The sequence below is a fragment of the Spirillospora sp. NPDC049024 genome, from assembly GCF_040649235.1.
Lineage (GTDB): Bacteria > Actinomycetota > Actinomycetes > Streptosporangiales > Streptosporangiaceae > Spirillospora.
The window spans coordinates 1-22,437 of record NZ_JBEZFD010000034.1; the positions used below are offsets into that span (position 1 = coordinate 1).

21 protein-coding genes, 1 tRNA gene, 1 pseudogene and 1 riboswitch are annotated in these 22,437 nt (G+C 72.1%); of the genes and pseudogenes, 6 read left to right on the top strand and 17 right to left on the bottom strand.

Features of this window, described 5'->3' with window-relative positions; genetic code table 11:
* Together AB0C21_RS39815 and AB0C21_RS39820 are read left to right on the top strand one after the other, a co-directional pair.
* Positions 1-190: pseudogene (locus tag AB0C21_RS39815) on the top strand (glycerol kinase); the annotation flags it as partial.
* Positions 191-356: 166 nt separating this feature from the next.
* Entirely contained in the window at positions 357-2,021 is a 1,665-nt protein-coding gene (locus AB0C21_RS39820; protein ID WP_500211380.1) for a glycerol-3-phosphate dehydrogenase/oxidase, read from the top strand.
* 27 nt (positions 2,022-2,048) lie between these two features.
* Here AB0C21_RS39820 and AB0C21_RS39825 read toward each other — a convergent pair whose 3' ends face one another.
* From AB0C21_RS39825 to AB0C21_RS39880, 12 genes are all read right to left on the bottom strand, one after another.
* Positions 2,049-2,864 (bottom strand): HTD2 family dehydratase, encoded by an 816-nt coding sequence (locus AB0C21_RS39825; protein ID WP_500211381.1) that lies wholly within the window; start codon positions 2,862-2,864, stop codon positions 2,049-2,051.
* An 11-nt stretch (positions 2,865-2,875) separates the two neighbouring features.
* Positions 2,876-2,998 (bottom strand): hypothetical protein, encoded by a 123-nt coding sequence (locus AB0C21_RS39830; RefSeq protein WP_500211383.1) that lies wholly within the window; start codon positions 2,996-2,998, stop codon positions 2,876-2,878.
* A gap of 56 nt (positions 2,999-3,054) precedes the next feature.
* Positions 3,055-4,221, bottom strand: a complete 1,167-nt coding sequence (locus AB0C21_RS39835; RefSeq protein ID WP_500211384.1) for an NADH:flavin oxidoreductase — start codon at positions 4,219-4,221, stop codon at positions 3,055-3,057.
* A gap of 23 nt (positions 4,222-4,244) precedes the next feature.
* Complete coding sequence (locus AB0C21_RS39840) at positions 4,245-5,402, bottom strand: acetyl-CoA C-acetyltransferase (protein WP_500211385.1); 1,158 nt, start codon at positions 5,400-5,402, stop codon at positions 4,245-4,247.
* A 25-nt stretch (positions 5,403-5,427) separates the two neighbouring features.
* Positions 5,428-6,045 carry a TetR/AcrR family transcriptional regulator gene (locus tag AB0C21_RS39845; protein ID WP_149264440.1) on the bottom strand — a complete coding sequence of 206 codons (618 nt, stop codon included), beginning with the start codon at positions 6,043-6,045 and terminating at the stop codon, positions 5,428-5,430.
* 26 nt (positions 6,046-6,071) lie between these two features.
* Positions 6,072-6,851 carry an SDR family oxidoreductase gene (locus AB0C21_RS39850; protein WP_500211386.1) on the bottom strand — a complete coding sequence of 260 codons (780 nt, stop codon included), beginning with the start codon at positions 6,849-6,851 and terminating at the stop codon, positions 6,072-6,074.
* Entirely contained in the window at positions 6,848-8,086 is a 1,239-nt protein-coding gene (locus tag AB0C21_RS39855; RefSeq protein ID WP_500211388.1) for an acyl-CoA dehydrogenase family protein, read from the bottom strand. Before AB0C21_RS39855 ends, AB0C21_RS39850 begins: the two co-directional genes overlap by 4 nt.
* A 24-nt stretch (positions 8,087-8,110) precedes the next feature.
* Positions 8,111-9,397 carry a glycosyltransferase family 4 protein gene (locus tag AB0C21_RS39860; RefSeq protein ID WP_500211390.1) on the bottom strand — a complete coding sequence of 429 codons (1,287 nt, stop codon included), beginning with the start codon at positions 9,395-9,397 and terminating at the stop codon, positions 8,111-8,113.
* Positions 9,381-12,293, bottom strand: a complete 2,913-nt coding sequence (locus tag AB0C21_RS39865; protein ID WP_500211392.1) for a bifunctional glycosyltransferase/CDP-glycerol:glycerophosphate glycerophosphotransferase — start codon at positions 12,291-12,293, stop codon at positions 9,381-9,383. The genes AB0C21_RS39860 and AB0C21_RS39865 overlap by 17 nt, the downstream gene beginning before the upstream one ends.
* 244 nt (positions 12,294-12,537) lie before the next feature.
* Positions 12,538-13,311 carry a CHAP domain-containing protein gene (locus AB0C21_RS39870; protein ID WP_500211393.1) on the bottom strand — a complete coding sequence of 258 codons (774 nt, stop codon included), beginning with the start codon at positions 13,309-13,311 and terminating at the stop codon, positions 12,538-12,540.
* Positions 13,312-13,322: 11 nt separating this feature from the next.
* Positions 13,323-13,461, bottom strand: a riboswitch (cyclic di-AMP (ydaO/yuaA leader).
* Positions 13,462-13,946: 485 nt separating this feature from the next.
* Entirely contained in the window at positions 13,947-15,839 is a 1,893-nt protein-coding gene (locus AB0C21_RS39875; RefSeq protein ID WP_500211395.1) for a PP2C family protein-serine/threonine phosphatase, read from the bottom strand.
* A gap of 183 nt (positions 15,840-16,022) precedes the next feature.
* Positions 16,023-16,748: a hypothetical protein gene (locus AB0C21_RS39880; RefSeq protein ID WP_500211396.1), complete on the bottom strand. Its 726-nt coding sequence runs from the start codon at positions 16,746-16,748 to the stop codon at positions 16,023-16,025.
* A 235-nt stretch (positions 16,749-16,983) separates the two neighbouring features.
* On the opposite strand from AB0C21_RS39880, the gene AB0C21_RS39885 reads away from it, so the two are divergent.
* A tRNA-Pro gene (locus AB0C21_RS39885) sits at positions 16,984-17,057 on the top strand.
* Positions 17,058-17,159: 102 nt separating this feature from the next.
* Here AB0C21_RS39885 and AB0C21_RS39890 read toward each other — a convergent pair.
* From AB0C21_RS39890 to AB0C21_RS39910, 5 genes are all read right to left on the bottom strand, one after another.
* Positions 17,160-18,341: a tyrosine-type recombinase/integrase gene (locus AB0C21_RS39890; RefSeq protein WP_500211398.1), complete on the bottom strand. Its 1,182-nt coding sequence runs from the start codon at positions 18,339-18,341 to the stop codon at positions 17,160-17,162.
* Positions 18,319-18,495, bottom strand: coding sequence for a CopG family ribbon-helix-helix protein (locus AB0C21_RS39895; RefSeq protein ID WP_500211399.1), 177 nt, complete (start codon positions 18,493-18,495; stop codon positions 18,319-18,321). The genes AB0C21_RS39890 and AB0C21_RS39895 overlap by 23 nt, the downstream gene beginning before the upstream one ends.
* 144 nt (positions 18,496-18,639) lie before the next feature.
* Positions 18,640-18,804 (bottom strand): helix-turn-helix domain-containing protein, encoded by a 165-nt coding sequence (locus tag AB0C21_RS39900; RefSeq protein ID WP_173398236.1) that lies wholly within the window; start codon positions 18,802-18,804, stop codon positions 18,640-18,642.
* 472 nt (positions 18,805-19,276) lie between these two features.
* On the bottom strand, positions 19,277-20,251 hold the full coding sequence (locus tag AB0C21_RS39905) for a C40 family peptidase (RefSeq protein WP_500211400.1): 975 nt from the start codon (positions 20,249-20,251) through the stop codon (positions 19,277-19,279).
* A gap of 33 nt (positions 20,252-20,284) precedes the next feature.
* The gene (locus AB0C21_RS39910; protein WP_173392821.1) at positions 20,285-20,590 is read right to left on the bottom strand and encodes a helix-turn-helix domain-containing protein; all 306 of its coding nucleotides are present in this window, start codon (positions 20,588-20,590) and stop codon (positions 20,285-20,287) included.
* A 184-nt stretch (positions 20,591-20,774) separates the two neighbouring features.
* Here AB0C21_RS39910 and AB0C21_RS39915 point away from each other — a divergent pair, with 184 nt between their 5' ends.
* The 3 genes from AB0C21_RS39915 to AB0C21_RS39925 are packed head-to-tail and all read left to right on the top strand — an operon-like array spanning position 20,775 to position 22,311.
* Positions 20,775-21,266 carry a hypothetical protein gene (locus tag AB0C21_RS39915; RefSeq protein ID WP_500211402.1) on the top strand — a complete coding sequence of 164 codons (492 nt, stop codon included), beginning with the start codon at positions 20,775-20,777 and terminating at the stop codon, positions 21,264-21,266.
* Complete coding sequence (locus tag AB0C21_RS39920; RefSeq protein ID WP_500211403.1) at positions 21,263-21,568, top strand: hypothetical protein; 306 nt, start codon at positions 21,263-21,265, stop codon at positions 21,566-21,568. Before AB0C21_RS39915 ends, AB0C21_RS39920 begins: the two co-directional genes overlap by 4 nt.
* Positions 21,565-22,311 (top strand): DUF8175 domain-containg protein, encoded by a 747-nt coding sequence (locus AB0C21_RS39925; protein WP_500211405.1) that lies wholly within the window; start codon positions 21,565-21,567, stop codon positions 22,309-22,311. The genes AB0C21_RS39920 and AB0C21_RS39925 overlap by 4 nt, the downstream gene beginning before the upstream one ends.
* The last annotated feature ends 126 nt before the right edge of the window (positions 22,312-22,437 follow it).

Genomic DNA, 22,437 nt, shown 5'->3' on the forward strand with positions numbered 1-22,437 from the left:
CGCCCTCGGCGCCGCCTACGCCGCCGGCCTCGCCGTCGGCTTCTGGAACACCACCGAAGAACTCCGCCAGAACTGGAACGAGGACAAACGCTGGCAGCCCACCTGGGACGACGACAAGCGCCAGCAGGGCTACGGGGCCTGGAAGAAGGCCGTCGACCGGACCCTCGACTGGGTCGACCTGGGCGACTGAGCACGGGGGCGCCGCTCGGCCCCTCGCCACGGGGGCCGAGCGGCACCTGACGCTCACCGCACTTCGCCGGGAAGCGGCGGGCCGTTGGCCCGGAGGTCCTCCGGGCGACGGCCCGCCGCAACCCGCCCGCACGACACTCGACCTGACCTCTCTTCGGGAGCATGCAGTGACATCCGTAGCCCTCGGCCCGCAGTACCGCGAGGACACCCTGCGCGACCTGGCGGAGACCGAGTTCGACGTCGTGGTCGTCGGAGGCGGCATCGTCGGCGCCGGCGCGGCGCTCGACGCGATCTCGCGGGGCCTGTCCGTCGCCCTCGTGGAGGCGCGGGACTGGGCGGCAGGCACGTCCAGCCGGTCCAGCAAGCTGATCCACGGCGGGCTGCGCTACCTCGAGCAGCGCGACTTCGCGCTGGTCAGGGAGGCGCTGCGGGAGCGCGGCCTGCTCCTCCAGCGGCTCGCGCCGCACCTGGTCCGCCCCGTCCGGTTCCTCTACCCGCTGCGCAACCGGGTCTGGGAGCGGGCGTACGTCAGCGCGGGCGTGACCCTGTACGACTCGATGGGCGGCGCGCGGTCGCTGCCCCGGCACCGCCAGCTCACGCGGCGGGCCGCCCTGCGGGAGGCCCCCGCCCTGCGGTCGGACGCGCTGGTCGGCGCCGTCCAGTACTACGACGCGCAGGTCGACGACGCCCGCTACACGATGATGGTCGCCCGCACCGCGGCCCAGTACGGGGCCAGGGTGGCCACTCGCGCCGAGGTGACGGGGTTCCTGCGCGAGGGCGAGCGGGTCACCGGCGTCCACGTCCTGGACCTGGAGGGGAACCGGGAGATCGCCGTGCGGGCCCGGAGCGTGGTGTGCGCGACCGGGGTGTGGACGGACGGCGCCCAGGCGATGACCGGCTCGCGGGCCTCGTTCGGCGTGCGGGCGTCCAAGGGCGTCCACCTGGTCGTGCCCCGCGACCGGATCCCGATGGGCACCGGGCTGATCACGCGGACGTCCAAGAGCGTCCTGTTCATCATCCCGTGGGGGCGGCACTGGCTCGTCGGCACCACCGACACCCCCCACGACCACGGCCCCGACGGGCCCGTCGCCGAGCACACCGACATCGGCTACCTCCTGGAGCAGGCGAACGCCGTGCTGCGGACGCCGCTCACGCACGACGACATCGAGGGCGTCTACGCGGGGCTGCGACCCCTGCTGTCCGGCGAGATGGACGACACCACGCGGCTGTCGCGCGAGCACGCCGTCGCCGAGCCGGTGCCCGGCCTCGTCGTGGTCACCGGCGGGAAGTTCACCACCTACCGCGTGATGGCGCGGGACGCGGTCGACGTCGTCGCCGAGGGCCTGGACGACTCGGTTCCCGCGTCGGTCACCGGCCGGCTGCCGATCCTCGGCGCCACCGGCTACGAGGTGCTGTGGAACGAGCGGCGCCGGCTCGCCGCCGAGTCCGGCCTGCACGTCGCGCGGATCGAGCACCTGCTGCACCGGTACGGGTCGTGCGCCCGGGAGGTCCTCGCCCTGGTCGCGGACGACCCGGCGCTCGGCGCCGCCGTCCCCGGCGCCGAGGACTACCTGTGCGCCGAGGCCGTCTACGCGGTGACGCACGAGGGAGCGCTGCACCTGGAGGACGTCCTCTCGCGGCGGCTGCGCATCTCGATCGAGGAGTGGGACGGCGGCGTCGCCGCGGCGGCCCGCGTCGCCGAGCTCATCGCGCCCTGGCTTGGCTGGGACGACGAGCGGGTGAGCGGCGAGGTGAAGCGCTACGTCCAGCAGGTCGCGGCGGAGCGCCGCGGCGGCCCGGCGGTCGAGGAGGCACCGGTCCCCGCCGCCTAGGGCGGGGCCACCGCACGCAGGCGGCGCCTACGCGAAGGTGGCGGTCATCGCCGTGACGTCGCCCGGCGCATGGATCGCGAGGGCGCCGTCCGGGGATCCGGCCGCCACGAACGGCTGCCTGGCGTAGACGGGCCTGCGGGCGCGGAACGACAGTTCGCGCACCTTCAGGCCCGCCCGGCGCGGCAGCTCCAGGCAGAGGATCGCGAGCAGCGGCCCGTGGACGACGAGGCCGGCGTGGCCCTCCGCCTCGGTCGCGTACGCCTCGTCGTAGTGGATGCGATGGGCGTTGTAGGTGAGGGCGCTGAACCGGAACAGCATGACCGGGTCGGCGGCCGTCCTCAGCGTCCACGGCGCGTCCACGTCCGGCGCCTCGAACACCGCCCGCTCCGGACGGGGCGCCGTGTCCCCGCTGCGGTAGACGAGATCCTGCTCCTCGACCGCGATCTCGGCGCCGTCCCGCACGAAGGTGTGCCGGACGGTCACGAACAGCATCTCCCCGCTGCGCCCCTGCTTCACGGCGGTGGAGGCGAGCTCCGCCCGGCGCGTGACGGCGTCCCCTATGCGGAGCGGCTCGTGGATCCGGAACCGCCCGCCGGCGAACATGCGCCGCCGGTCGGGCATCGGCGGGAGGAAACGCCCCTCGCGCGGATGCCCGTCCGGCCCCAGCTCGCGCTGCGCGGGCCGTTCGAGGAAGTGCAGCCACTGCCAGAGGGGCGGCAGCTCCTCCCCCGGCGGCTCGACGTCGAGTACCCCGGCCAGGGCCGCCGCCGGCCCGGCGCCGATGACCTCGGTCGTCTCCTGCGGTTCCGGCGCCCATCCCGCGATGTCGATCACGGGCCCCATCGTCGCAGGCGCTACGCGAACGCGTTCACCCCGGTCAGCTCCGCCGACAGCGCCCACAGCCGCCGGGCCTCCTCCGGGTCGACCGCGTAGGAGCGCACACCGCTGGAGGGGTCGCCGCTCCGTCCGCGCCGCACGGGCCGGTCGTCCGGGGGTCATGCCCCCGAAACTAGGAGCTGGAGTGCGCTCCAGGTCAATTCGGTTCCGGGACGAGCGGGCAGTGGGTGCCCTGGTAGACCGTCGGGACGCACCGGTTGCAGTGGATGCACAGCGACGGCGTGGACGGGTCGGCGGCGATCCGGTTCACGAGGTCGGGTTCGCGGAGCAGGGCGCGGGCCATCGCGACGAACTCGAAGCCCTCCGCCATCGCGGTGTCCATGGCCGCGCGGTCGGTGATGCCGCCCAGCAGGATCAGCGGCAGATCGAGCTCGGCGCGGAACCTGCGGGCGTGCTCCAGCAGGTAGGCGTCCTGGTAGGGGTAGGTGCGCAGGAACCGCTTGCCGAACATCCGCAGGCCGATCCGCATGGGCGCCTTGTAGCTGGCCGCGAACTCCGGGATGGGCATCTCGCCGCGGAAGAGGTACATCGGGTTGAGCAGGGAGCTGCCGGCGGTCAGCTCCAGCGCGTCGACGGTGCCCTCCTCCTGGAGCCTGCGGGCGACGTAGAGGCTGTCGTCGATCTCCAGGCCGCCGCGCACGCCGTCGCGCATGTTGAGCTTGCCGGTGATCGCGATGCGGTCGCCGACCTCGTCCCGGACGGCGCGGGCGATGCCGAGCGCGACCTTGGCCCGGTTCTCGATCGGCCCGCCGAAGCCGTCCTTGCGCCGGTTGAGCCGGGGGCTGAGGAACGAGCTGGCCAGGTAGTTGTGCCCGAAATGGATCTCGACGGCGTCGAAGCCCGCCTCGATCGCGAGCCTGGCCGCCCCGGCGTGGGCGCGGGTGATGCGCTCGATGTCCTCGGCCGTGGCCACCCTGGTGAAGGCCATGCCGAGCGGGTTGAAGAACCGTCCGGCCGAGATCGCGGGCAGGCGGGTGGAGCTCGCGTCGGCGACCGGGCCGGCGTGCCCGATCTGCGCGGACGCGGCGGCCCCCTCCGCGTGGACGGCGTCGGTGAGGCGCCGCAGCCCGGGGACGGCCTCCGGCCGCATCCAGATCTGCCGCCCCTCGGTCCGCCCCTCGGGCGCGACCGCGCAGTAGGCGACCGTGGTCATCCCCACTCCCCCGGCGGCCGGCCGCCGGTGGTACTCGATCAGGTCGTCCGTCACGAGCGCGTCGGGCGTCATCCCCTCGAAGGTGGCCGCCTTGATCACCCGGTTCCGCAACGTCAACGGCCCGAGCCGCGCCGGTTCGAAAACCTCCACGATCCGCCTCCCGCCCTCTCCGGCTAGGCCAACCGCTCGATGATGGTGACGTTGGCCTGGCCGCCGCCTTCGCACATGGTCTGGAGGCCGTAGCGGCCCCCCGTGCGGTCGAGCTCGTGCAGGAGGGTGGTCATCAGCCGGGCGCCGGTGGCGCCGAGCGGGTGGCCGAGGGCGATGGCGCCGCCGTTGGGGTTGGTCGTCGCCGGGTCGGCGCCGGTCTCCTTGAGCCAGGCGAGCACCACGGACGCGAACGCCTCGTTGATCTCGACGGCGTCGATGTCGGCGATCGTCATCCCGGTCTTCTTCAGCGCGTACGCGGTGGCGGGGATGGGCGCGGACAGCATCCGGATGGGGTCCTCGCCGCGCGCGGAGATGTGGTGGATGCGGGCGCGGGGGGTGAGGCCGTGGTCCCTGACGGCCTGCTCGGAGGCGATGAGCAGCGCGGCGGCGCCGTCGGAGATCTGCGACGAGACGGCCGCGGTGAGCCGGCCGCCCTCCACAAGCGTCTTCAGGCCCGCCATCTTCTCCAGGGTGGTGTCGCGGCGCGGGCCCTCGTCGGCGGCGACGCCCTCCAGGGGGGCGATCTCGCGCTCGAATCGGCCCTCGTCGATGGCGCGGATGGCGCGCTGGTGGGACTCGTAGGCGAAGGCCTCCATCTCCTCGCGGGAGAGGTCCCAGTCGCGGGCGATCATCTCGGCGCCGTTGAACTGCGACACCTCCGTGTCGCCGTAGCGGCGCGCCCAGCCCGCGGAGCCCGCGAAGGGGCCCTCGGTGAAGCCGAGCGGCGCCGCGGCGGTCATCGCCGAGCCGATCGGGATCTGCGACATGTTCTGCACGCCGCCCGCGACGACCAGGTCCGAGGTTCCGGACAGCACGGCCTGCGCGGCGAAGTGGACGGCCTGCTGGGACGAGCCGCACTGCCGGTCGACCGTGACGCCGGGGACCTCCTCGGGGAGGCCGGCGGCGAGCCAGCAGGTGCGGGCGATGTCGCCGGCCTGCGGGCCGAGGGTGTCGACGCAGCCGAAGACCACGTCCTCCACGGCGGCCGGGTCGATCTTCGTCCGGTCCATGAGCGCGGTCAGCACGTGCGCGCCGAGGTCGGCGGGGTGCACTCCGGCGAGCCCGCCGTTGCGGCGCCCGACCGGGGCGCGGACCGCGTCGACGATGTATGCCTCGGCCATGGGGATGTCTCCTTCGTACGGGGGCCTAGCTCGCCTGGATGCCTTCGAGGAACATGGCGAGGTACTGCTTGGCGATGTCGTCGGCGGACAGGCGCCCGCCGTGCTGGTACCAGTTGGCCGCGACCCAGACGGTGTCGCGGATGAACCGGTAGATGAGGGTCCGGTCGAGGTCGGCGCGGAACGCGCCCTCCTTGACGCCGCGGTCCAGCAGGGACAGCCACATCTCCTCGAACCGGCGCTGGGAGTCCAGGAGGTAGTGGAACCGCTCGCTCGTCGCGAGGTGCTTGGACTCGTTCTGGTAGAGCACGACGGCGGGGCGGTGCTTGTCGATCGAGCGGAACGACTCGACGACGATCGCCTCCAGGGTGTCGCGCGCGCTGAGGCCCGCGCTCAGGACGCGGTCGTAGGCGGTCCACATGTCGTCCAGGAAGGTCGACAGGATCTCGTCGGCCATCGACTCCTTGGAGTCGAAGTGGTAGTAGAGGCTGCCGCCGAGGATCCCGGCGGCGTCGGCCACCTTCCGGACGGTGGTGGCGGAGTACCCCTGGGAGGCGAACACCTCGGCGGCCGTGGCGAGCAGCTCGGCCCGCCGCCCCGCGCGGGCGGCGGCGGTGCCCTCGGCGTCGCGCCGTCGTGGACTCATGCGCTCTTCCTCATGTGCCGGTGTCCCTATGCGTGCTGGGAGGAGACGGAGACGACCTCCCCCGTCATGTACGACGAGTAGTCGCTGGCCAGGAAGACGATAACGTTGGCCACCTCCCACGGCTCGGCGTAGCGGCCGAACGCCTCCCGGCGGGTCAGCTCCTCCAGCAGCTCCTCGGACGTCACCTTGACCAGGTGGGGGTGCATGGCGAGCGACGGGGAGACCGCGTTGACCCGGACGCCGAACTCGGCGGCCTCCAGGGCGGAGCAGCGGGTGAGCGCCATGACGCCGGCCTTGGCTGCGGCGTAGTGCGACTGGCCCTTCTGCGCCCGCCAGCCGATCACCGAGGCGTTGTTGACGATGACGCCGGAGCCCTGGTCCCGCATGAGGCGCAGGGCGGCGCGGGTGCAGCGCATCGTGCCGGTGAGGGTGATGTCGAGGACGCGTCCCCACTGCTCGTCGGTCATGTCGACGAGGTCCGCCGTCCCGCCGAGGCCGGCGTTGTTGACCGCGACGTCGACGCGCCCGAACCGCTCCACGGCCGCGCCGTAGAGGGCCTGCACCTGCTCCTCGGAGGTGACGTCGCAGGGCAGCGAGGCGACCCGGTCGGCGCCGAACTCCTTCACCAGCTCCTCCGCCGTCGCGGCGAGCCGGCGCTCGTGAGCGTCGGAGACGAGGACGCGGGCGCCCTCCTCCAGGCAGCGGCGGGCCGTGGCCCCGCCGATCCCGGCGCCGGCCGCCGCGGTGATCACGACGGCGCGGCCGGCGAGCAGCCCGTGCCCGGGGACGTAGGGGGGCGGGGTCATCCGCGTGCCTTTCTGTCGGCGGCCGGTTCACGGGGCAGGCCGAGGACGCGCTCGGCGATGATGTTGCGCTGGATCTCGTTCGACCCGGCGTAGATCGTGTCGGAGCGGGAGAACAGGAACAGCCGCTGCCAGTCGTTCAGGTCGTAGGGCTGCGCCTCCGCGGACCCGCCGTCCGGGCCCGCGCCCGGCGCCCCGTCGGCGACGAGGCCGGCGGCGCCGAGGACGTCCATGGCCAGCTCGCCGAGCTCGCGGTGCCAGGTGCCCCAGACGAGCTTGGAGATCGACGACTCGGGACCGGGCGCGCCCGCCGCGACGCCCGCCATGGTGCGCACCGCGTTCAGCCGCATGATCTCCAGGCCCATGTACGACCTGGTCAGCCGGTCGCGCAGCAGGGGGTCGTCGATGGCGCCGGTGCGCCGGGCGAGGTCGGCGACGCCCTCGAACTCGCGCCGGAACCCGACCTGCTGGCCGAGGGTCGCGACGCCGCGCTCGAACCCGAGCGTCGCCATCGCGATCTTCCAGCCGTCGCCGGGCGCTCCGACGATGTTCCCCGCGTCGGTCCGGGCGCCGTCGAAGAACACCTCGTTGAACTCGGAGGTGCCGGTGAGCTGGACGATCGGCCGGATGTCCACGCCGTCCTGCCGCATCGGGACGAGCAGGTACGACAAGCCCTTGTGCCGGGACGAGCCGGGCTCGGTGCGGCACACCACGAAGCACCAGTCGGCTTCGAGGGCCAGCGACGTCCACACCTTCTGGCCGTTGACCAGCCAGTGGTCGCCGGCGAGCTCGGCGCGGGTCTGCACGTTGGCGAGGTCGGACCCCGCGTTGGGCTCGGAGTACCCCTGGCACCACAGCTCCCGCACCGCCACGATCGGCGGCAGGAAGCGGGCGCGCTGCTCGTCGGTGCCGAACGCGATGATCGTGGGGCCGAGCAGGTTCTCGCCGATGTGGTTGACCCGGGCGGGGCCGTCGGCGAGCGCGTACTCCTCGTGGAAGATCACCTGCTGCTCGACGGTGGCGCCGCGCCCGCCGTACTCGCGGGGCCAGCCGACGCACGTCCAGCCGGCGGCGGCCATGTGCCGCTCCCAGGCCAGCCGCTCCTCGAACGCCTCGTGCTCGCGGCCGGGCCCGCCGAGCCCGCGGGCGTGCGCGAACTCACCCGACAGGTTGTCCTGGAGCCAGTCGCGGACCTCGGCGCGGAAGGCCCGGTCCGCGGGGGACTCGTTCTGCTTCACGCCCCGCACTCTACCAAACAGTTGTTAGAAAGAATCACCCCCCAGGGCGGGTTCGGCCCCCCGCGTCGCGATCCGCCCCGGAACGGGGGACGCGGCACGGCCCGGCGCGCGGGCCGGCGCACGGGTCGGCGCGGGATCCGGCGCGGTGGCCGGGAGCTCGCGGTGGAGCAGGTCGAACAGCCGGTCCCAGCGGGCGAGGACGGTGTCCGGTTGGAACCGCAGCACCGACGCGCGGGCCTCGGTGCCGAGCGCGCGGCGCAGGTCCGGGTCCTCGATGAGCCGGTCGAGCGCGGCGGCGAACGCGGCGATGTCGCCCGGACCGGCCAGCAGACCGTCCCGCCCGTCCTCGATCAGGACCCGGACGCCCGGCGCGCAGTCGAACGCCACCGTGGGCAGCCCGTACGCCATGGCCTCCAGCACCGACATCGGGAACCCCTCGGCCCGCGAGGGCAGCGCGAACACCGAAGCCTCGACCAGCGCCTCCTCGACGTCGGACACCGCGCCCCGGAACTCGACGGAGCGGGACAGCCCGGCGGCGTCCGCCTGGGCCCGCAGGTCCCCCTCGTCCGGGCCGGTGCCGTAGATGTGCAGCCGCCACCCCGGATGCCGTCCCGCGACGCGCTCCCATGCCTCCAGCATCAGGTCCACGCCCTTCTCGTAGGACAGGCGGCCGACGCAGGCGACGACGGGCAGGTCCAGCGTGGGGTGGACGCCGGGCGTGACGTGCAGCGCGTTCGGGATGTGGTCGACGTTGGTCATTCCGTCCCTGGCCCAGGCGTCGGCGTCCTCGGCGGTGAGCACCAGCATCCGGTCGGCCCAGGGGTAGTGCTCCTTGACCCGCCGGTACCGCGAGGACGCGCGGGTCGCCTGGTACGACTCGTGGCTCATCGCCACCACGCGCAGCCCGGAGGTGTCGGCCAGCCGCACCCACTCCATCGCCCACACCTGCGCCGCGATCACGACCGCTCCCGGCCTCGCGGCGGCGAACAGCTCCGACAGCCTCACCGCGCCGCGCCGCTGGACGGCGGACCGCCACAGGTCGCGGGCCCGCGCCACCGGATCGAGCCGCCGCAGGGCCTTCCGCGGACGCCACGCCATGGCGGGCGGGCGCCACTCCCCGTGCAGCACCTCGACGGCATAGGAGCCGTCGCGGCCGTGGTGGTACGGCTCCGGCCCGCGCGTGATCCCGACGAGGGTGACGCGGTCGCCGCGCCCGGCCAGCAGCCGCGCCATGTGGTGCGCCCAGCGCTGGAGGCCGCCCATGTCGTCGGCGTTGTTGCACACGATGAAGACGTCACGCGGCGCGGCCATGGCGCTCCCTCCTCCTGCTCGGCGGCCCCCTCCTGCCGGGCGGCGCGGCCGGGAAGTAGCGGTCCGCCACCGTCCTGGCGGCGGCGCCGCGGTCGTGCTCGCCGAAGCGCGCCGCGAACGTCCGGCGCCGCGCGGCGTACTCGGCCTCGGCGGCGTCCAGGCCGGCGAGCGCGGCGACGAGCTCGTCCTCGGTGCGGGTGATCGGCCCGGGGGCGTGGCGCTCCAGGTCGAAGTAGCCGGTGGCGAGGTCCCGGTCCTCCGGCAGGTGCAGCACGATCGGCCGGTCGAGGAGCGCGAAGTCGAACATGATCGAGGAGTGGTCGGTGACGAGCGCGTCCGCGAGCAGCATCAGCGGCGTCACGTCGGGCACCGCGCCGACGTCCCGCATGACCTCGCGGGCGCCGGGCGGCACGTTGGCCCGGCACAGGTAGTGCGGCCGGACGAGCAGCACGAACTCCTCCCCCAGCTCCCGCGCGAAGACGGCGGGATCCACGGGCGGGTCCAGCAGCCGGATCCGCCGCCCCTTCGGCCCGATGGCGTACGTCGGGGCGTACAGGACGGCGCGGCGCCCGTCGTCCAGGCCGAGCGAGTCCCGCAGCTCCGCGACCTCGGCGGCCAGCTCCGGATCGCCGTCCACCCCGTTGACCAGGGGGTCGTTGCGGGGGTAGCCCGCCGGAAGCAGCTCGGAGCGGACGCCGAGGCCGTTGCACAGCGTCTCGGCGTCATGCCCGGAGCGCACCAGGAAGCAGTCGAACCGCTCCACCATCCGACGCAGCCGCGCCTGGTCGGAGGCCGGGCCCGACTTCAGCCGCGGCTGGTCCATGCCCATCAGCTTGAACGCCGAGCCGTGCCAGGTCTGGATGTAGGTCGTCTCGGGACGCTTGCGCAGCCCGTCCGGGAAGCCCTGGTCGTCGATCCAGTACCGGGCCCGCGCGAGCGCCAGGTAGTACGCCCATGATCCGCGCTTGACGAGCCGGGCGTCGTCCGGGAACCCCTTGGGGGACGACGCGTACGACCACACCGCCTCCACCGGGCGGCCGGACCTGCGCAGCTCCCGGTAGACGTACTTGGGGTTGCCCGAGAAGTGGCGGCCGAGCTGGCTCTCGAAGACCGCCAGGCCGGTCCGGACGGGCAGCCGGCTCAGCACCCGGTTGAATACGACGATCTTGGTGTTGCGGGCGGTCAGCGTCCGGCGCACCGAGGTGCCGAGCCCCTGCGCCCGGTACCTGGCCAGCCGTCCCGGCCGGGACCGGGCGGCGCGGCGCGCGACGGCCCGGGCGAGCCTCGCCCACGGGCTCCCCGTCTCCAGGGCGAACGCCAGGTGCCCTCCCTCGGTGACGTACGAGCGGAGCCGGTCCCCCGCGAACCGCGTCAGCCGGGGCCGGACGGGCAGCGCGGCACCGCCGAGCGGCGGCGACCCGCGTCCCTCGCCGAGGCGGGTGACCATCTCCTCGCCGTCCACCCGGATGCGCAGCCGGGCGTCCCAGACGGGGTCGATGAACCCGTACGGGCGGATCTTCCGGGCGGGGTCGAACTCGGCCCGCCAGGTGAGCCGGTCGCCCTCGTGCCGGACGGACGCGCGGATCCGCGCCCTCCTGGAGCGGCGGCGCCGGTCGGAGAACTCCAGCGTCCCGGTCAGCTCGGCTTCCGGCGGGATCCGCCCCAGCGGGTTCAGCACGTAGCCGGCCATGAGCACGCGGACACCGCGCGTCTCCAGCCGCGTGACGGTGTTCGCCGGGCGCAGTTCGCGGAGGGGCCGCAGGTGGAAGCCGAAGCCGGTGACGTCCAGGACGCGGCGGCCGATCCGGCCCCGCGGGCGCCCGGCGCCCCAGTAGACGCGCCCGTCCCGCTCCACGAGGCGGGCGCGCAGCTCCGTGCGCCTGGCCGGGTCGTACTCGGCGGCGGCGAGCGCTCCCGCGTGGTCGCCCTCGCGGACCAGGTGCGCGGCGATCGCGGGCATCGGGTTGGCCTCCTCGAAGACCCGCGGGTCCAGTTCGGCCAGGTAGGCGGCGGCCAGGTCGAGGAAGCGCGCCTGGAGGGCTGGGTCGCGTCCGCGCAGCTCCCGCAGGTACAGCACGAGGTCGTGGTTGACGAACTTGACGTCCTTGGCCCGCTGCAGGTCGTAGGCGCCGCGCAGCGCGAAGAGCATGTCGATGCGGCGGTGGATCTCCAGCCGGTCGGCGAAGTTGGCCAGCTCGGCGCGCCGGTTGGAGATCGACGGATCCGGCGTCCGCTCCTTGACGAGCCAGTTGTAGACGCGGTGCGGGATCAGGGCGGTCCGTCCGGCCTCCAGGTAGGCCTCGGCGGTGAAGAGCAGGTCCTCGTAGTGCAGCCGCTCGACGAACCGCAGCCCGTGCTCCTCCAGAAAGCCCCGCCGGTACGCCTTGTTGGTCGAAAGGGTGTCGTACAGGAGATCGGGGTTCTCGCTCAGCGACTCGTGGACGGCGCTGTGCCGGTACAGCCACGGATACCAGGGGCGGACCCGCCCCTTAGCGCCCCTCGGCACGTCGAGGAAGATCCGGTCGCAGAGCCCCGAGACCATGTCGGCGCCGGTGTCCTCGGCGGCGGCGAGCAGGTTGAGGCAGGCGTGCCGGTCCAGCAGGTCGTCGCTGTCGAGGAACATCAGGTACCGGCCGGTGGACGCCTCGATCCCGGTGTTGCGGGGACGGCCGCAGCCGCCGGAGTTGACCGGCAGGTGGACGGCCCGGACCCGCCCCGGGTGGGCCGCGGCGAGCCGGTCGGCGGCCTCGCCCGTGCCGTCGGTGCTCGCGTCGTCGACGATCAGCGTCTCGACGCCGCCCAGCGACTGCGCCAGCGTCGAGGCCACCGCCCTCGGGAGCCGGCGGGCGTCGTTGTAGGCGATCACCACGACGCTGACATCCGGGCGCGCCGCCATGGGCATCCCCCCTCCGCAGACTCCGGCGTGCTGGATTCCTTTCCAGGAACGCCGCACTGAGGTCCAAGGGGGATCAAAGCCTGTCAACGCTTGGCATTACCCACCGTCCCCGGAGACATTGGGCACAACACCCGGAACGCCAGAAGGCGCCCGGCCGTGCGGCCGGGCGCCTTCTGGGGAGGGGCGCCTCCGGGAGGAACGGGCGCCTTCGTGGACCGTGGTCGGGTCAGTGGGCGTGGTCGGGTCAGCGGGCGTAGTCGGGGTAGCCGAAGCCGACGACCTGCGACTTGTCGCGGACCTTCTCCTTCACCGCGTTGTCGGTGTTGCCCTCGATCGTGGTGATCTTGCCGTTGCCGTTGTCCTTGACGACGATGCCGACGTGGTCGATGTCGCCGATGCCGGCCTTCGAGCCGTCCTGCCAGTCGAAGAACACCACGGAGCCCGGCTTGGCGGTGTGGCCCCAGCGGCCGGTCTCCTTGAACCAGTTGGCGTGCTGGACGGTGTAGGCGTCCCAGCCCATGTTCTTGACGCCGGTCTGGGCGCCGAGCCAGGACACGAACATGTTGCACCACTGGGCGCCGTTGTACTCCTTCACCGAGAAGCCGCCGTCGCGCTTGGCGGTCTCCTTGGCGTGCGGAGTCGAGACGTACCACCTGTGGTACTTGGTCATGCCGCCCTTGCCCTCTTGCACGCCGACCTGCTTCTTCGCGAGCTTGATGACCTCGGCGGGCTTGACGGCGTGCGGGGGAACCTTGAACCCCTCGCGGCGCGCCTCGGCGGCGGCGGAGGCCCGCTCGGCCTTCACGGTCTTGGCGCCGGAGGAGGCGTGGGAGGCGGTGCCCTGCTCGGCGACCGCCGCCGCGCCGGCGGGGGTCTCGGCGGCCGCGCGGCCGCCGGCGAGGGGGTTGAGCACCGAGAGCCCGACCGCGCCCGCCAGGACGGCGCCTGCGGCGATGCCAAGGGCCTTGTCCTCGGACGTGAAGCGGTTGAGCGAAAGACGATCAAAGCGACCGGACATGCAGGGAATCTCCTTGTCTTCCATGGCGCCTACCGGGTTAGCTGACGGATTCGGGCATGGAAGCAGCCCTACGGCGCGACTCTCGGACGCGCCGATTCACCCCAGAAACGTGGGTCCCCGGCTCCGTTCCGGTCTCTGCGACCGGACGGACTCGGCCTCGCACCGCGGACGCGGTGCCGGTATACGGATGTTCTGCTGGCTGATCTTGATGAGGGGGCGCGCATCACCTGGCGCGCATCGCGTGCGGATACCGCTCCGCGATCCTCGGCCGCGCATGGTGCGACCGGTGGCAACGCATGGGACGCGCTGCGTGATTCGGGATCGAACGTACCAACCATCCCAAGAAAAGCAAACCAGGCATAAAGTAAAGTCTTGCCTGCTCAAAGCCCTTCCAAGGGACTCCCAACACCGGCACCCCGCCGCGTCTTCCCGATCTTTGTCGGAGTGCCGCGCAGCCCTTTGCCCGATGGGCTTACCGGTTCTCCCGGAAAAGGTAAAGAAGATCGAAAAGGAGCGGCCGGCGGGCCGGGCCGCGCCGCCGGAGCCCCTCTCCCCGCCCTCCGAGTGAGGCGCACATCACACGCAGCGATCTTCGCTGGTCAGGGGTGTCGTTCCTCACCGCGGGGCGCGGACGGTCACACCACGTAGACCGCGAAGAGCGTGGTGTCGTCCGCCGCCCGGTCGTGCTCCATCCGGCCCAGCACCTCGTCCAGCACCAGATCGGGGCGCATGGAGCTCTCCCGCAGGATGCGGGTGAGGCGGACGATCCGCTCGTCCAGGTCGGCGTCCCTGCGCTCGACCAGGCCGTCGGTGTAGAGGAAGAGCATGTCGCCCGGGTGGAGCCGGGTGGTGATCGTCGTGTACTCCCAGCCGGGCATGGCGCCGAGCATCGGGTCGCGGACGACCTCCAGCGGCGCCGCCCGGCCGTCCCGCACCAGGATCGGCGGCGGGTGGCCCGCGCACGTCCATTCGAGGACGTGCCGCGACGGGTCGTAGTGGGCGACGATGGCGGTGCCCGTCGCGGGCGGGTCCATGGCGCCGATCAGCTCGTTCAGCCAGCCGACCAGCCGCCCCGCCCGCTCACCCGTGCAGGCGAGCCCCAGCAGGCCGTTGCGGGTGCGCGCCATCGCCGCCGCCGCCGGCAGGCCGTGCCCGGCCGCGTCCCCGATGGCGAACATCGCCCGCCCGTCCTGCAGCGTCCGGGTCGCGAACCAGTCGCCGCCGATCCGGGCCGTGCTCTCCGCCGCCATGCTGCGGATCGAGGTGCACAGGCCCGGCAGCTGCTCGATCTCGTTCTCGTCCGGCAGGATGGCCCGCCGCAGCGTCACCGCCACGCGCCGCTCCTGCGCCGTCCGCGCCTGCTGCCGCAGCATCTGCCGCCGGGTCTCGGCCAGCGCCCGCTCCACCCCGCGCCGCCGGGTGATGTCCTGCGACACGATGTTGATCGAGACGGGCAGCCCGGACTCGCCGAGCACGGGCTCGGCGAACACCCACAGGTGGCGCGGCGTCCCGTCGTGGCCGATCACCCGGTGCTCCGCCTCGACCGGCTCGCGCCGCGAGAACATCGTCTGGACGGCCTCCTCGACCAGCGGGAGGTCGTCGTCCGCCACCACCTTCGGCAGGTCGTGCGGCACCGGCGGCACCTCGTCGGGGGACAGGCCGTAGTTCGCCAGCATCTGCGGCGTCCAGTCCGCCTCACCCGTCGCGAGGTCCCACTCCCCGAACCCGATCAGGGCGAGCCGCTCGACCCGCTCCAGCCGCCGCGCGATCCGGTCCTCGGCCAGGTGGTACCGCCAGGTCACGCAGACGCCGGTCGGCACCCGGACGCACCGGACGCTCATCCGCGACGAGCGGGACAGGCCGCGCTGGGCCGTCGAGTACTGGATCGAGGGGCGCTCCAGCCGCATCCCGGACTCCAGCACCTCGACGTAGTCGTCGAACAGGCCGCTGAGCACCGCACCCGGGTCCGTCCGCAGCAGCCGCAGCCCGGTCAGCTCCTCCGGGCCGCGCCCGAACATGTCCCTGGCGACGCCGTTGAGCTCCGCGAACAGGAAGTCGGCCACGTTGCCGTCCGGCCCCCGCACCGGGACCAGATGGGCCGCCGAGTCGAGCGCCCCGTCCAGCACCGCCTTCGCCGCCGGGTCGTCGGGCACCCGCGCGAGGATCTCCGCGTCCCCCGCGGTGTCCTCCGCCGTCACCCGGCGCAGCACGTCCTCGGCCTCCGACAGCACCGCCTGGCGCTCCGCCGGGACCTCCTCGGTGCGCGGCGCCCGCCGTCCCGCGACCACGGCCCCGACCGGCCCGCCGCCCCCGTCCTTGACCAGCAGGGACGCCGCCTCGGCCAGGTCCATGTCGAGGTCGCGCGCGAGCCAGATCAGGTGCTGCAGGGCCTCACCCGGCGGAACGCCGAGCCGGCGGGCCAGCACGACCCGCGCCTCGGCCAGCACCGCGCGGTCGTGTGCCGCGCCCCGCAGGTCCTCCACGTCCGCGACGTGGACCCCGGGCTGGGCGCCCTCCGCTTCCGCCAACCTGTCCCCCGTTCGGCGTCACGTGCCTCTGGGAGAAAAAAGCTACATACGTCAGTGAGGGACTATTCGCCCATCTCTTCATAAGGAGGGCATATCTTTGCCCGGGTTTTCCGTTCCCGCCCGGACTCGACCGCTTCCGGTGACCCTCTCGGGAGGGAACCGTTCCCCGCTCTGTGACCCGCGTCACACCCTCGCTACCTGCCTGGTCAGCGAGGTGATCCGCGCCGCCGCCGTCCGGAACGACGTGCCCGCCGGGTGCAGGGTCAGCACCACCACGATCCTGTCCCCCACGACCCCCGTCGTGTGCAGCACCGGCCGCCCCAGCCCCAGATCGGGCCCCCAAGCCGCCGGCCGCACACCGCGGCACGGCTCCGCCGGCGTCTCCCCGAACCCGGACCACCCCTGCTTGACGGCCCACGGCCGCTTCAGGGCCCGCGGAATCCCGAACGTCTGGTCGAACCCGTCCGTCCCGCACGGCGTCGACCTCCGCAACTGCTCCAGGACGAACACCCGCTGCGCCTCCGGCGCCTCGTCCAGGAGATACCGGTACATCCGCACCACGTCCCGCGCACTGAGCGCCGTATACCCCCAGAACCCGGGCTTCTCCGCGGGCGGCGGCGCGGTGTCCTCCAACCCCACCTTCCGCACCATCCGCTCGATGATGCGCCCCTGCCCGCCCCGCCGCCAGAACTCCGTGGCCGCCGCGTCATCGCTCGACCGCAGCATCGGCACGAGCAACCGCCGATCGGCCGCCGACACCGCGTGCCGGTCCATGTAGTCCAGCGCAATGAGGATCTTCACCACCGAGGCCGACCGGAACGTCCGCCGCGTCGCCCGCGCCACCACCACCCGCCCGGCGGCCCGATCAAAGACTTCGTACGAGGCCCGCACCCCCGCCGGCACCCTCACGACCGGCGCCTTGGAAGGCGTCCCCGACACCCGCGGCTCAGGGCTCCCGCTGCTCACCGGCCGAGCCCCTCCACCGTCCCCGCACCCGCACACCAGCCCCAGGCCCACGACCCCGGCCAGCACCACCCGCAACCGCACCATCCGGCCTGCCTACCAGAGATCCGCGCACCCGTATCTCGGTACGCACGACCCCGCAGACTGCGCTACAGTAATTCACGCCTGCTCCACCAGGCACCGGGACGTAGCGCAGTTTGGCAGCGCACTTGACTGGGGGTCAAGGGGTCGTGGGTTCAAATCCCGCCGTCCCGACAGAGAAAGACCAGGTCAGAAGGGCTTCGGAGATCTTTCCGGAGCCCTTTTTCGATCTTGAAGGTCGATGGGGAGCCAAAAGGGGAGCCACCACCATCCGGCCTACGCCGACTTGCCCGGACCGAACACCACGTCGGCCACCTCGGCGCCCCGGGTGATCACCGGCTTGAGCTGGTGCCGGTAGACCTCCCCGGTGACCGCCGGAGAGGAGTGCCCGCACAGGTCGGCGATCGCCTCGATGGGCACTCCCTCGTCACTCATGATCGATACGAACGAGTGACGCAGTTCGCGCGGCGACCAGGTCTCCCCGATCCCCGCCTTCTTGGTGATGAGCCGGAACCCCCGCCGCACGTTCGCCGCGTCCAGCGGCTTTCCGGTCGTCGAGCAGAACACCAGGCCGGTCTCCTGCCACGCTGGCCCTGCTTTGAGCCTGTCGGAGGCCTGGCGCTTGTGATGCCGTCGCAGCGCGTCCACCGCCTGCAGCGGCAGCTCCAGCGTCCGCCGCGATTTCTCGGTCTTGGTGTCGCCGTGGGCCCGCACGGACCGCCACACATAGACGGCGAACCTGTCGCGATCGAAGCCCGCCTTGACCACCGGCCGCCATTCGGCCGTCTCATCGCTCCACGCCACGACGTGCGCCCACTGCAACGCGCGGGCTTCTTCCGTACGGACGCCGGTCAGCAGGCTGACCACGACGTAGGCGTGCAGTCGCGATGACTGGGCCGCTTGCAACACAGCGCGGGCCTGGTCGAGGGTGAGAGCCCGGCTCGGTCGTCCGGCCGTGCCCTTGGGGGTCCTGACCAGCTCGGCCACGTTCCGCATGACCATGTCGCGTGCTTGAGCCTGCCGAATCGCGCGCTTGAGGATCGCGTGCACCAGCCGCAAGGTCCGGTTCGACAACGCGCCGGAGAGCCCGTCGAGCCACTCGTCGACGTCGTCGGCCCGCAGATCGACGAGCTTGGCCTTACCGAGCAGCGGGATGACATGCTTGCGGGCCAGGCTCCGGTAGTTGCCGACCGTGTCGTCATCCAGCCCTTTGAGGCCCTTGGCGAGCCAATCTTCGACGCAGTCCTCGACCGTGTAGCTCGCCGGGGCCTTGATGCCGGCCTCCAGCTCTGCGACCACTTGCTTGAGCTTGTCCAGGACCTGGGCTTTGGTCCTTCCCTTCCTCTTGATGCGTCTGCGCTTCCCGTCGGGGCCGAGGCCGAGGGAAAGGGCCCCTGTGTACCCTCCTTTCTCCGGGTAGACGGTGCCTTCGTACTTACCGATCAGGATCTTGCTCAATCGATCGCTCCTCGCGTCGGTCGAGATACTCCTTGATCGCTTTCCTGATGACCCATGACACGTCGCGTTCCTGCGACTCCGCATACGCGGACAAGCGCTGCTTGAAGGCTGTGTCCACGCGTACGGCGGGCAGGGTCGTCCTGTCGTCGGCCATGTGCGTCTCCTCTCGTCAGTTGCCTGTGCCGAGTTGAGATCGCGCTCGCGTCGATGGAGTTATCAAGAAGCGAGCCTTGGGCCTCCCTTACCGGGCACACCCAAGGACTTACGTAGCACAATGTAGCACACTGCATACGTAGTGTTACTTCACTTGCTCGAGTGAGGCGATGAAGTCGTCGAGTTGCCGATCGGTGATCCGTCGCAACCTGTCGATCTTGATGCTGCGTAGGCGTCCGGTACGGAGCAGCATGTACACCTTGTCGCGGCCGACCTGCAGAATCTCGGCGACCTGCTCGACGGTGTACACGCGCAGTCGGCTCCCGTCATTCGTAGAGCCGCTCTCGGCTGCCGTATCGCTCGGTCGCGCCCCTCCGTACTCGGGGTGGGTGGTCGGCGCACTCCTGTCGCCGGAGGAATGTACCGACTCGGACAAAATCGGAGCACCGCAGCGCTCACATGCATTACATGGGAATCCGGAACGAGGGGTCACTGGCAGCACCACCCGGTGTGGCTGATACCGCCTCCGCTTCCGTCGTCTCGAGGAAGAACCCCTTCGGGGAGGAGACGGCCGTAGAGAGGCTCGGTGCCACCGTTGTGGCGGACGTGGCGGAGTGGGGACGAGTCGGTGAGCGGGGCGGCGACACGGTCGCGGTCCGAGGGGCGAAGGGCGGCAGCCTCTTCGGAGTTATCGCCGACAGGGGTGGCGTGCGCAGGAGCGGTCCTGGGGGCATGGTCGGAGCAGTTGGGATGGCGTGGCGTGTGCATGCGCGTGCCTCCGGTCAGGCTTCTGCCGTGTGGGGTGCGGGGCGGGTGGCGCCGACGTACTGGCGTTCGCGGTAGGGGTTGCCGGTGAACTGGGAGATGCGGACGACGTCGCCGGTGTGGGGGGCGTGGATCATTCGGCCGCGGCCGTAGTAGATGCCGACGTGGTGGATCGTGGCGGGGTTGCGGGGGTTGGTGGCGAAGAAGAGCAGGTCGCCGGGCTGGAGTTGGGGCCGGGGGATGTGGGTTCCGGCGTTGTACTGGTCGGCGGCGATGCGGGGTAGGCGGATGTCGGCTTGGGCCCAGGCGTATTGGGTGAGGCCGGAGCAGTCGAAGCCTTTGATGCCGGCTCCTTGGGCGATGCCGTAGGTGGGGCCAGAGGGTCCGCCGCCGCCCCAGGAGTAGGGGGTGCCGAGCCAGCGCAGGGCCGCGCGGACGGCGGTGGCACCGCGTCCGGTGGCGGTGGGGGCGGCGTAGAGGGCGGCTTGGGCCAGGACTTTGCGGACGTACCAGTCGGCGTGGTTGTACTGCCAGATGGCCCGGTAGAGGTGCTTGCCGCCTTTCCCAGCTCCGTTGGTGCACAGGTAGTGGGCGGCGCCGTGGATGGCGTCGGCGGGGTTGTAGCGGTCTTTGCGGCCGTCGTGGTCGCCGTCGATGCCGTAGGCGGCCCAGGTGGCGGCGAGGAACTGCATGGGGCCGCCGGCTCCGGCGAAGTTCTGGCCGGAGTGGACGCCGGGTGCGGTGGAGCGGCCGTGGTCGGATTCGACCTTGCCGATGGCTGCCAGGACGTTCCAGGGCAGGCCGGGGCAGGTGGCGGCGGCGTCGAGGTACCAGCGCAGGTAGGCCGGTGGGATGTCGCGTTCGGCTTCGGCGGTGGGCGCGCCAGCCAACTCTGAGCCGGTTCCTGCGGCGGAGTCCTGGTCGGCGAACAGGATGACCAGGGCCAGCGGGAGGGCGAGGGCGGCGGCGCATGCGGTGGCGGCGGTTTTCACCGCGTCGGCCGCTGGACCGGTCGCCGGGGCGGGCTACTCCTGGCTGACCTGTTCCTGGGTGGTCTGGTTCTGGGCGCCGGTGCGGGCGCGGCGTTGGGCGCGGTATCCGGCGCCCTTCTTGGGTTCGGGTGGCTCATGTGCGGTCTCCCCCGGTTGGTGGGGCTGCCGCAGCACCTCGCGGACCGCTTGCCAGGAGTAGCGGAAGTCCTTGCCGGTCTTGAGGGCGGGGATCTGCCCTGCGTTGGCCATCCGGCGGACGGTCTGGGGCGAGAGGCCGAGTTTGGTCGCGAGTTCGGCGGTGGTGAGGACGTCGGGGTCGCGGCCGGGTGTCTCGGTCATCGCGGGGGCTCCTGGTTCGGCGGTCACGGGTCGTCCTCTCCAGTGTGGTGGACGGGCGCTGCGGAAGCACGTTCTTGAGGTCAGATGGTTCTCGAAGAAACTGTTTGACGTTGCTTGCGCTCCATAATCTTGCCACGTACTGTGAGCGACCAACAACCCAGCGCATTGATTCGGGGGTATGCGGGTGAGTCTTCGACAAACCGGAACGATCCCGGCCGAGCAGTCGGCAGAGGTCCTTGACGTGGTCGTGGCCGGCGCGCATGGCGGCGCCGGGACCTCCACGCTGGCGGCGCTGCTGCCCGCGGCGTGGGACATGGGTTCGATCGGCCAGCTGCTGGATCTCGGACAGGCGCCGCTGCAGGCCAAGGGCCGTCCGGTGGTGCTGGCGGCGCGCAACACCGCGGTGGCGGCCACGCACGCCACCGCCGCGATCGGTGCCCTGCATGAGTGGGGCGAGCGCGTGGCCGCGCTGGCGATCGTCAGTGACGGCGGGCCGGAGTCGCGGGACGCGACGGCCCGGTACGGGCTGCTGACCGCGCGGGTCGGTGGCGTGGTGCGCGTCCCGCATGTGCGGGCGCTGCGGCTCGTCGAGGACCCCTCGACGGTCGCGCTGCCGGGCAAGGCGTACCAGGCACTCGCTGAGATCCGGCGCCTGGTCAGTGAGGAGCGCCGGTGACTCTGATCTCGTCGATGCTCGCCGCGGTCCTGCTCGTGGGCGCGGATGTCGATGTGCCCGATCCGCCCCCAGCTCCCCCGCCTGGGCTCGATAGCAAGATGGAGACGCTGCTGGCGTGGGGCAAGTGGGGCGTGCTGATCTGCGGCGTCGCAGGCCTGTTCATCTGCGCGGGTCAGATGGCCATTGGTCGCAAGAACCGGTCCACGTTCGCCGCTGATGGAGCGACGGGCATCCCGTGGGTGCTGGGCGGGCTGAGTCTGGCGGCGACGGCGGCTCCGATCGTCGGGGTGTTCTTCAAATGACCCGGGCGAACGACGACACGAAGCCTGTCGACGGCGTCGCGTGGTGGCGTCGCGGCCCGGTCATCGCGGCGTCGGTGATCGGCGGCGGAGTGCTGGTCGGGCTTCTGGCGCCTCCGGTCTTCAGGACGCTTCCCACGACGACTCCGGTGATCGTGCGAACGACGTCGCGAGCCGGGCAGATGGTCAGTGCGCCGCAGATCTCCTTCGCCAGCATGTCGTGGCGGGACTACCACGGCGTTCTCCTGCCCTACTCCGCTGAGGACGGGCCACGCGACACCGCCGGTGATCTGGCCTCGGGGTTCGCTCGGACGCCGCGCGGGGCTCTGCTGGCCGCGATCCATATCGCGGTGCGCGCCAACGCGCAGTGGGGCAGCAAGGTGTTCGGGCCGACCATCGAGCGGCAGGTCACTGGCCCCGACACCAGCGCCCTGCTTGATGCGACGCGCGAGGCCTACGAACAGCTGAAGGGCCGCCGTCCGGATGGTGCTGTTCTCGGCCGCGGCTACGTCGTGCTGGAGGGGTTCCGCTGGCAGGGCTACTCCCCCGAGGCGGCGAGCCTGGATCTGGTGTCAGCGGGACCGGGCGACAGCGATGTGACGGCCCGCGCCGTGACCCGGCTCCAACTGCAGTGGCAGGACGGTGACTGGCGTCTTCTCGCTCCCCCGGGCGGGACATGGGCCGGGGCAGCATCCCCCATCGACTCGCCGGACGGCTATGTGCCCCTCCCGAACGGGGGCTCCTGATGCTTCCAATCGATCCCTGCTCACCGGTCATGGACCCGGCCTGCGTCCAGCCGGTCGACAACGACGGCCACGGCGGCGGAAGCCCGTTCCTGCCCGGGATACCCGACATCCCGGCCATGGTCGGCG

What these genes read in the sequence shown, in the direction of transcription:
- AB0C21_RS39895 (WP_500211399.1), bottom strand. Translation starts at nt 18,495, where the DNA reads ATGGCCGACGACAGGACGACCCTGCCCGCCGTACGCGTGGACACAGCC.
- AB0C21_RS39865 (WP_500211392.1), bottom strand. Translation starts at nt 12,293, where the DNA reads ATGGCGGCGCGCCCGGATGTCAGCGTCGTGGTGATCGCCTACAACGAC.
- AB0C21_RS39925 (WP_500211405.1), top strand. Translation starts at nt 21,565, where the DNA reads ATGACCCGGGCGAACGACGACACGAAGCCTGTCGACGGCGTCGCGTGG.
- AB0C21_RS39860 (WP_500211390.1), bottom strand. Translation starts at nt 9,397, where the DNA reads ATGGCCGCGCCGCGTGACGTCTTCATCGTGTGCAACAACGCCGACGAC.
- AB0C21_RS39870 (WP_500211393.1), bottom strand. Translation starts at nt 13,311, where the DNA reads ATGTCCGGTCGCTTTGATCGTCTTTCGCTCAACCGCTTCACGTCCGAG.
- AB0C21_RS39845 (WP_149264440.1), bottom strand. Translation starts at nt 6,045, where the DNA reads ATGAGTCCACGACGGCGCGACGCCGAGGGCACCGCCGCCGCCCGCGCG.
- AB0C21_RS39825 (WP_500211381.1), bottom strand. Translation starts at nt 2,864, where the DNA reads ATGGGGCCCGTGATCGACATCGCGGGATGGGCGCCGGAACCGCAGGAG.
- AB0C21_RS39850 (WP_500211386.1), bottom strand. Translation starts at nt 6,851, where the DNA reads ATGACCCCGCCCCCCTACGTCCCCGGGCACGGGCTGCTCGCCGGCCGC.
- AB0C21_RS39910 (WP_173392821.1), bottom strand. Translation starts at nt 20,590, where the DNA reads ATGACCGAGACACCCGGCCGCGACCCCGACGTCCTCACCACCGCCGAA.
- AB0C21_RS39840 (WP_500211385.1), bottom strand. Translation starts at nt 5,402, where the DNA reads ATGGCCGAGGCATACATCGTCGACGCGGTCCGCGCCCCGGTCGGGCGC.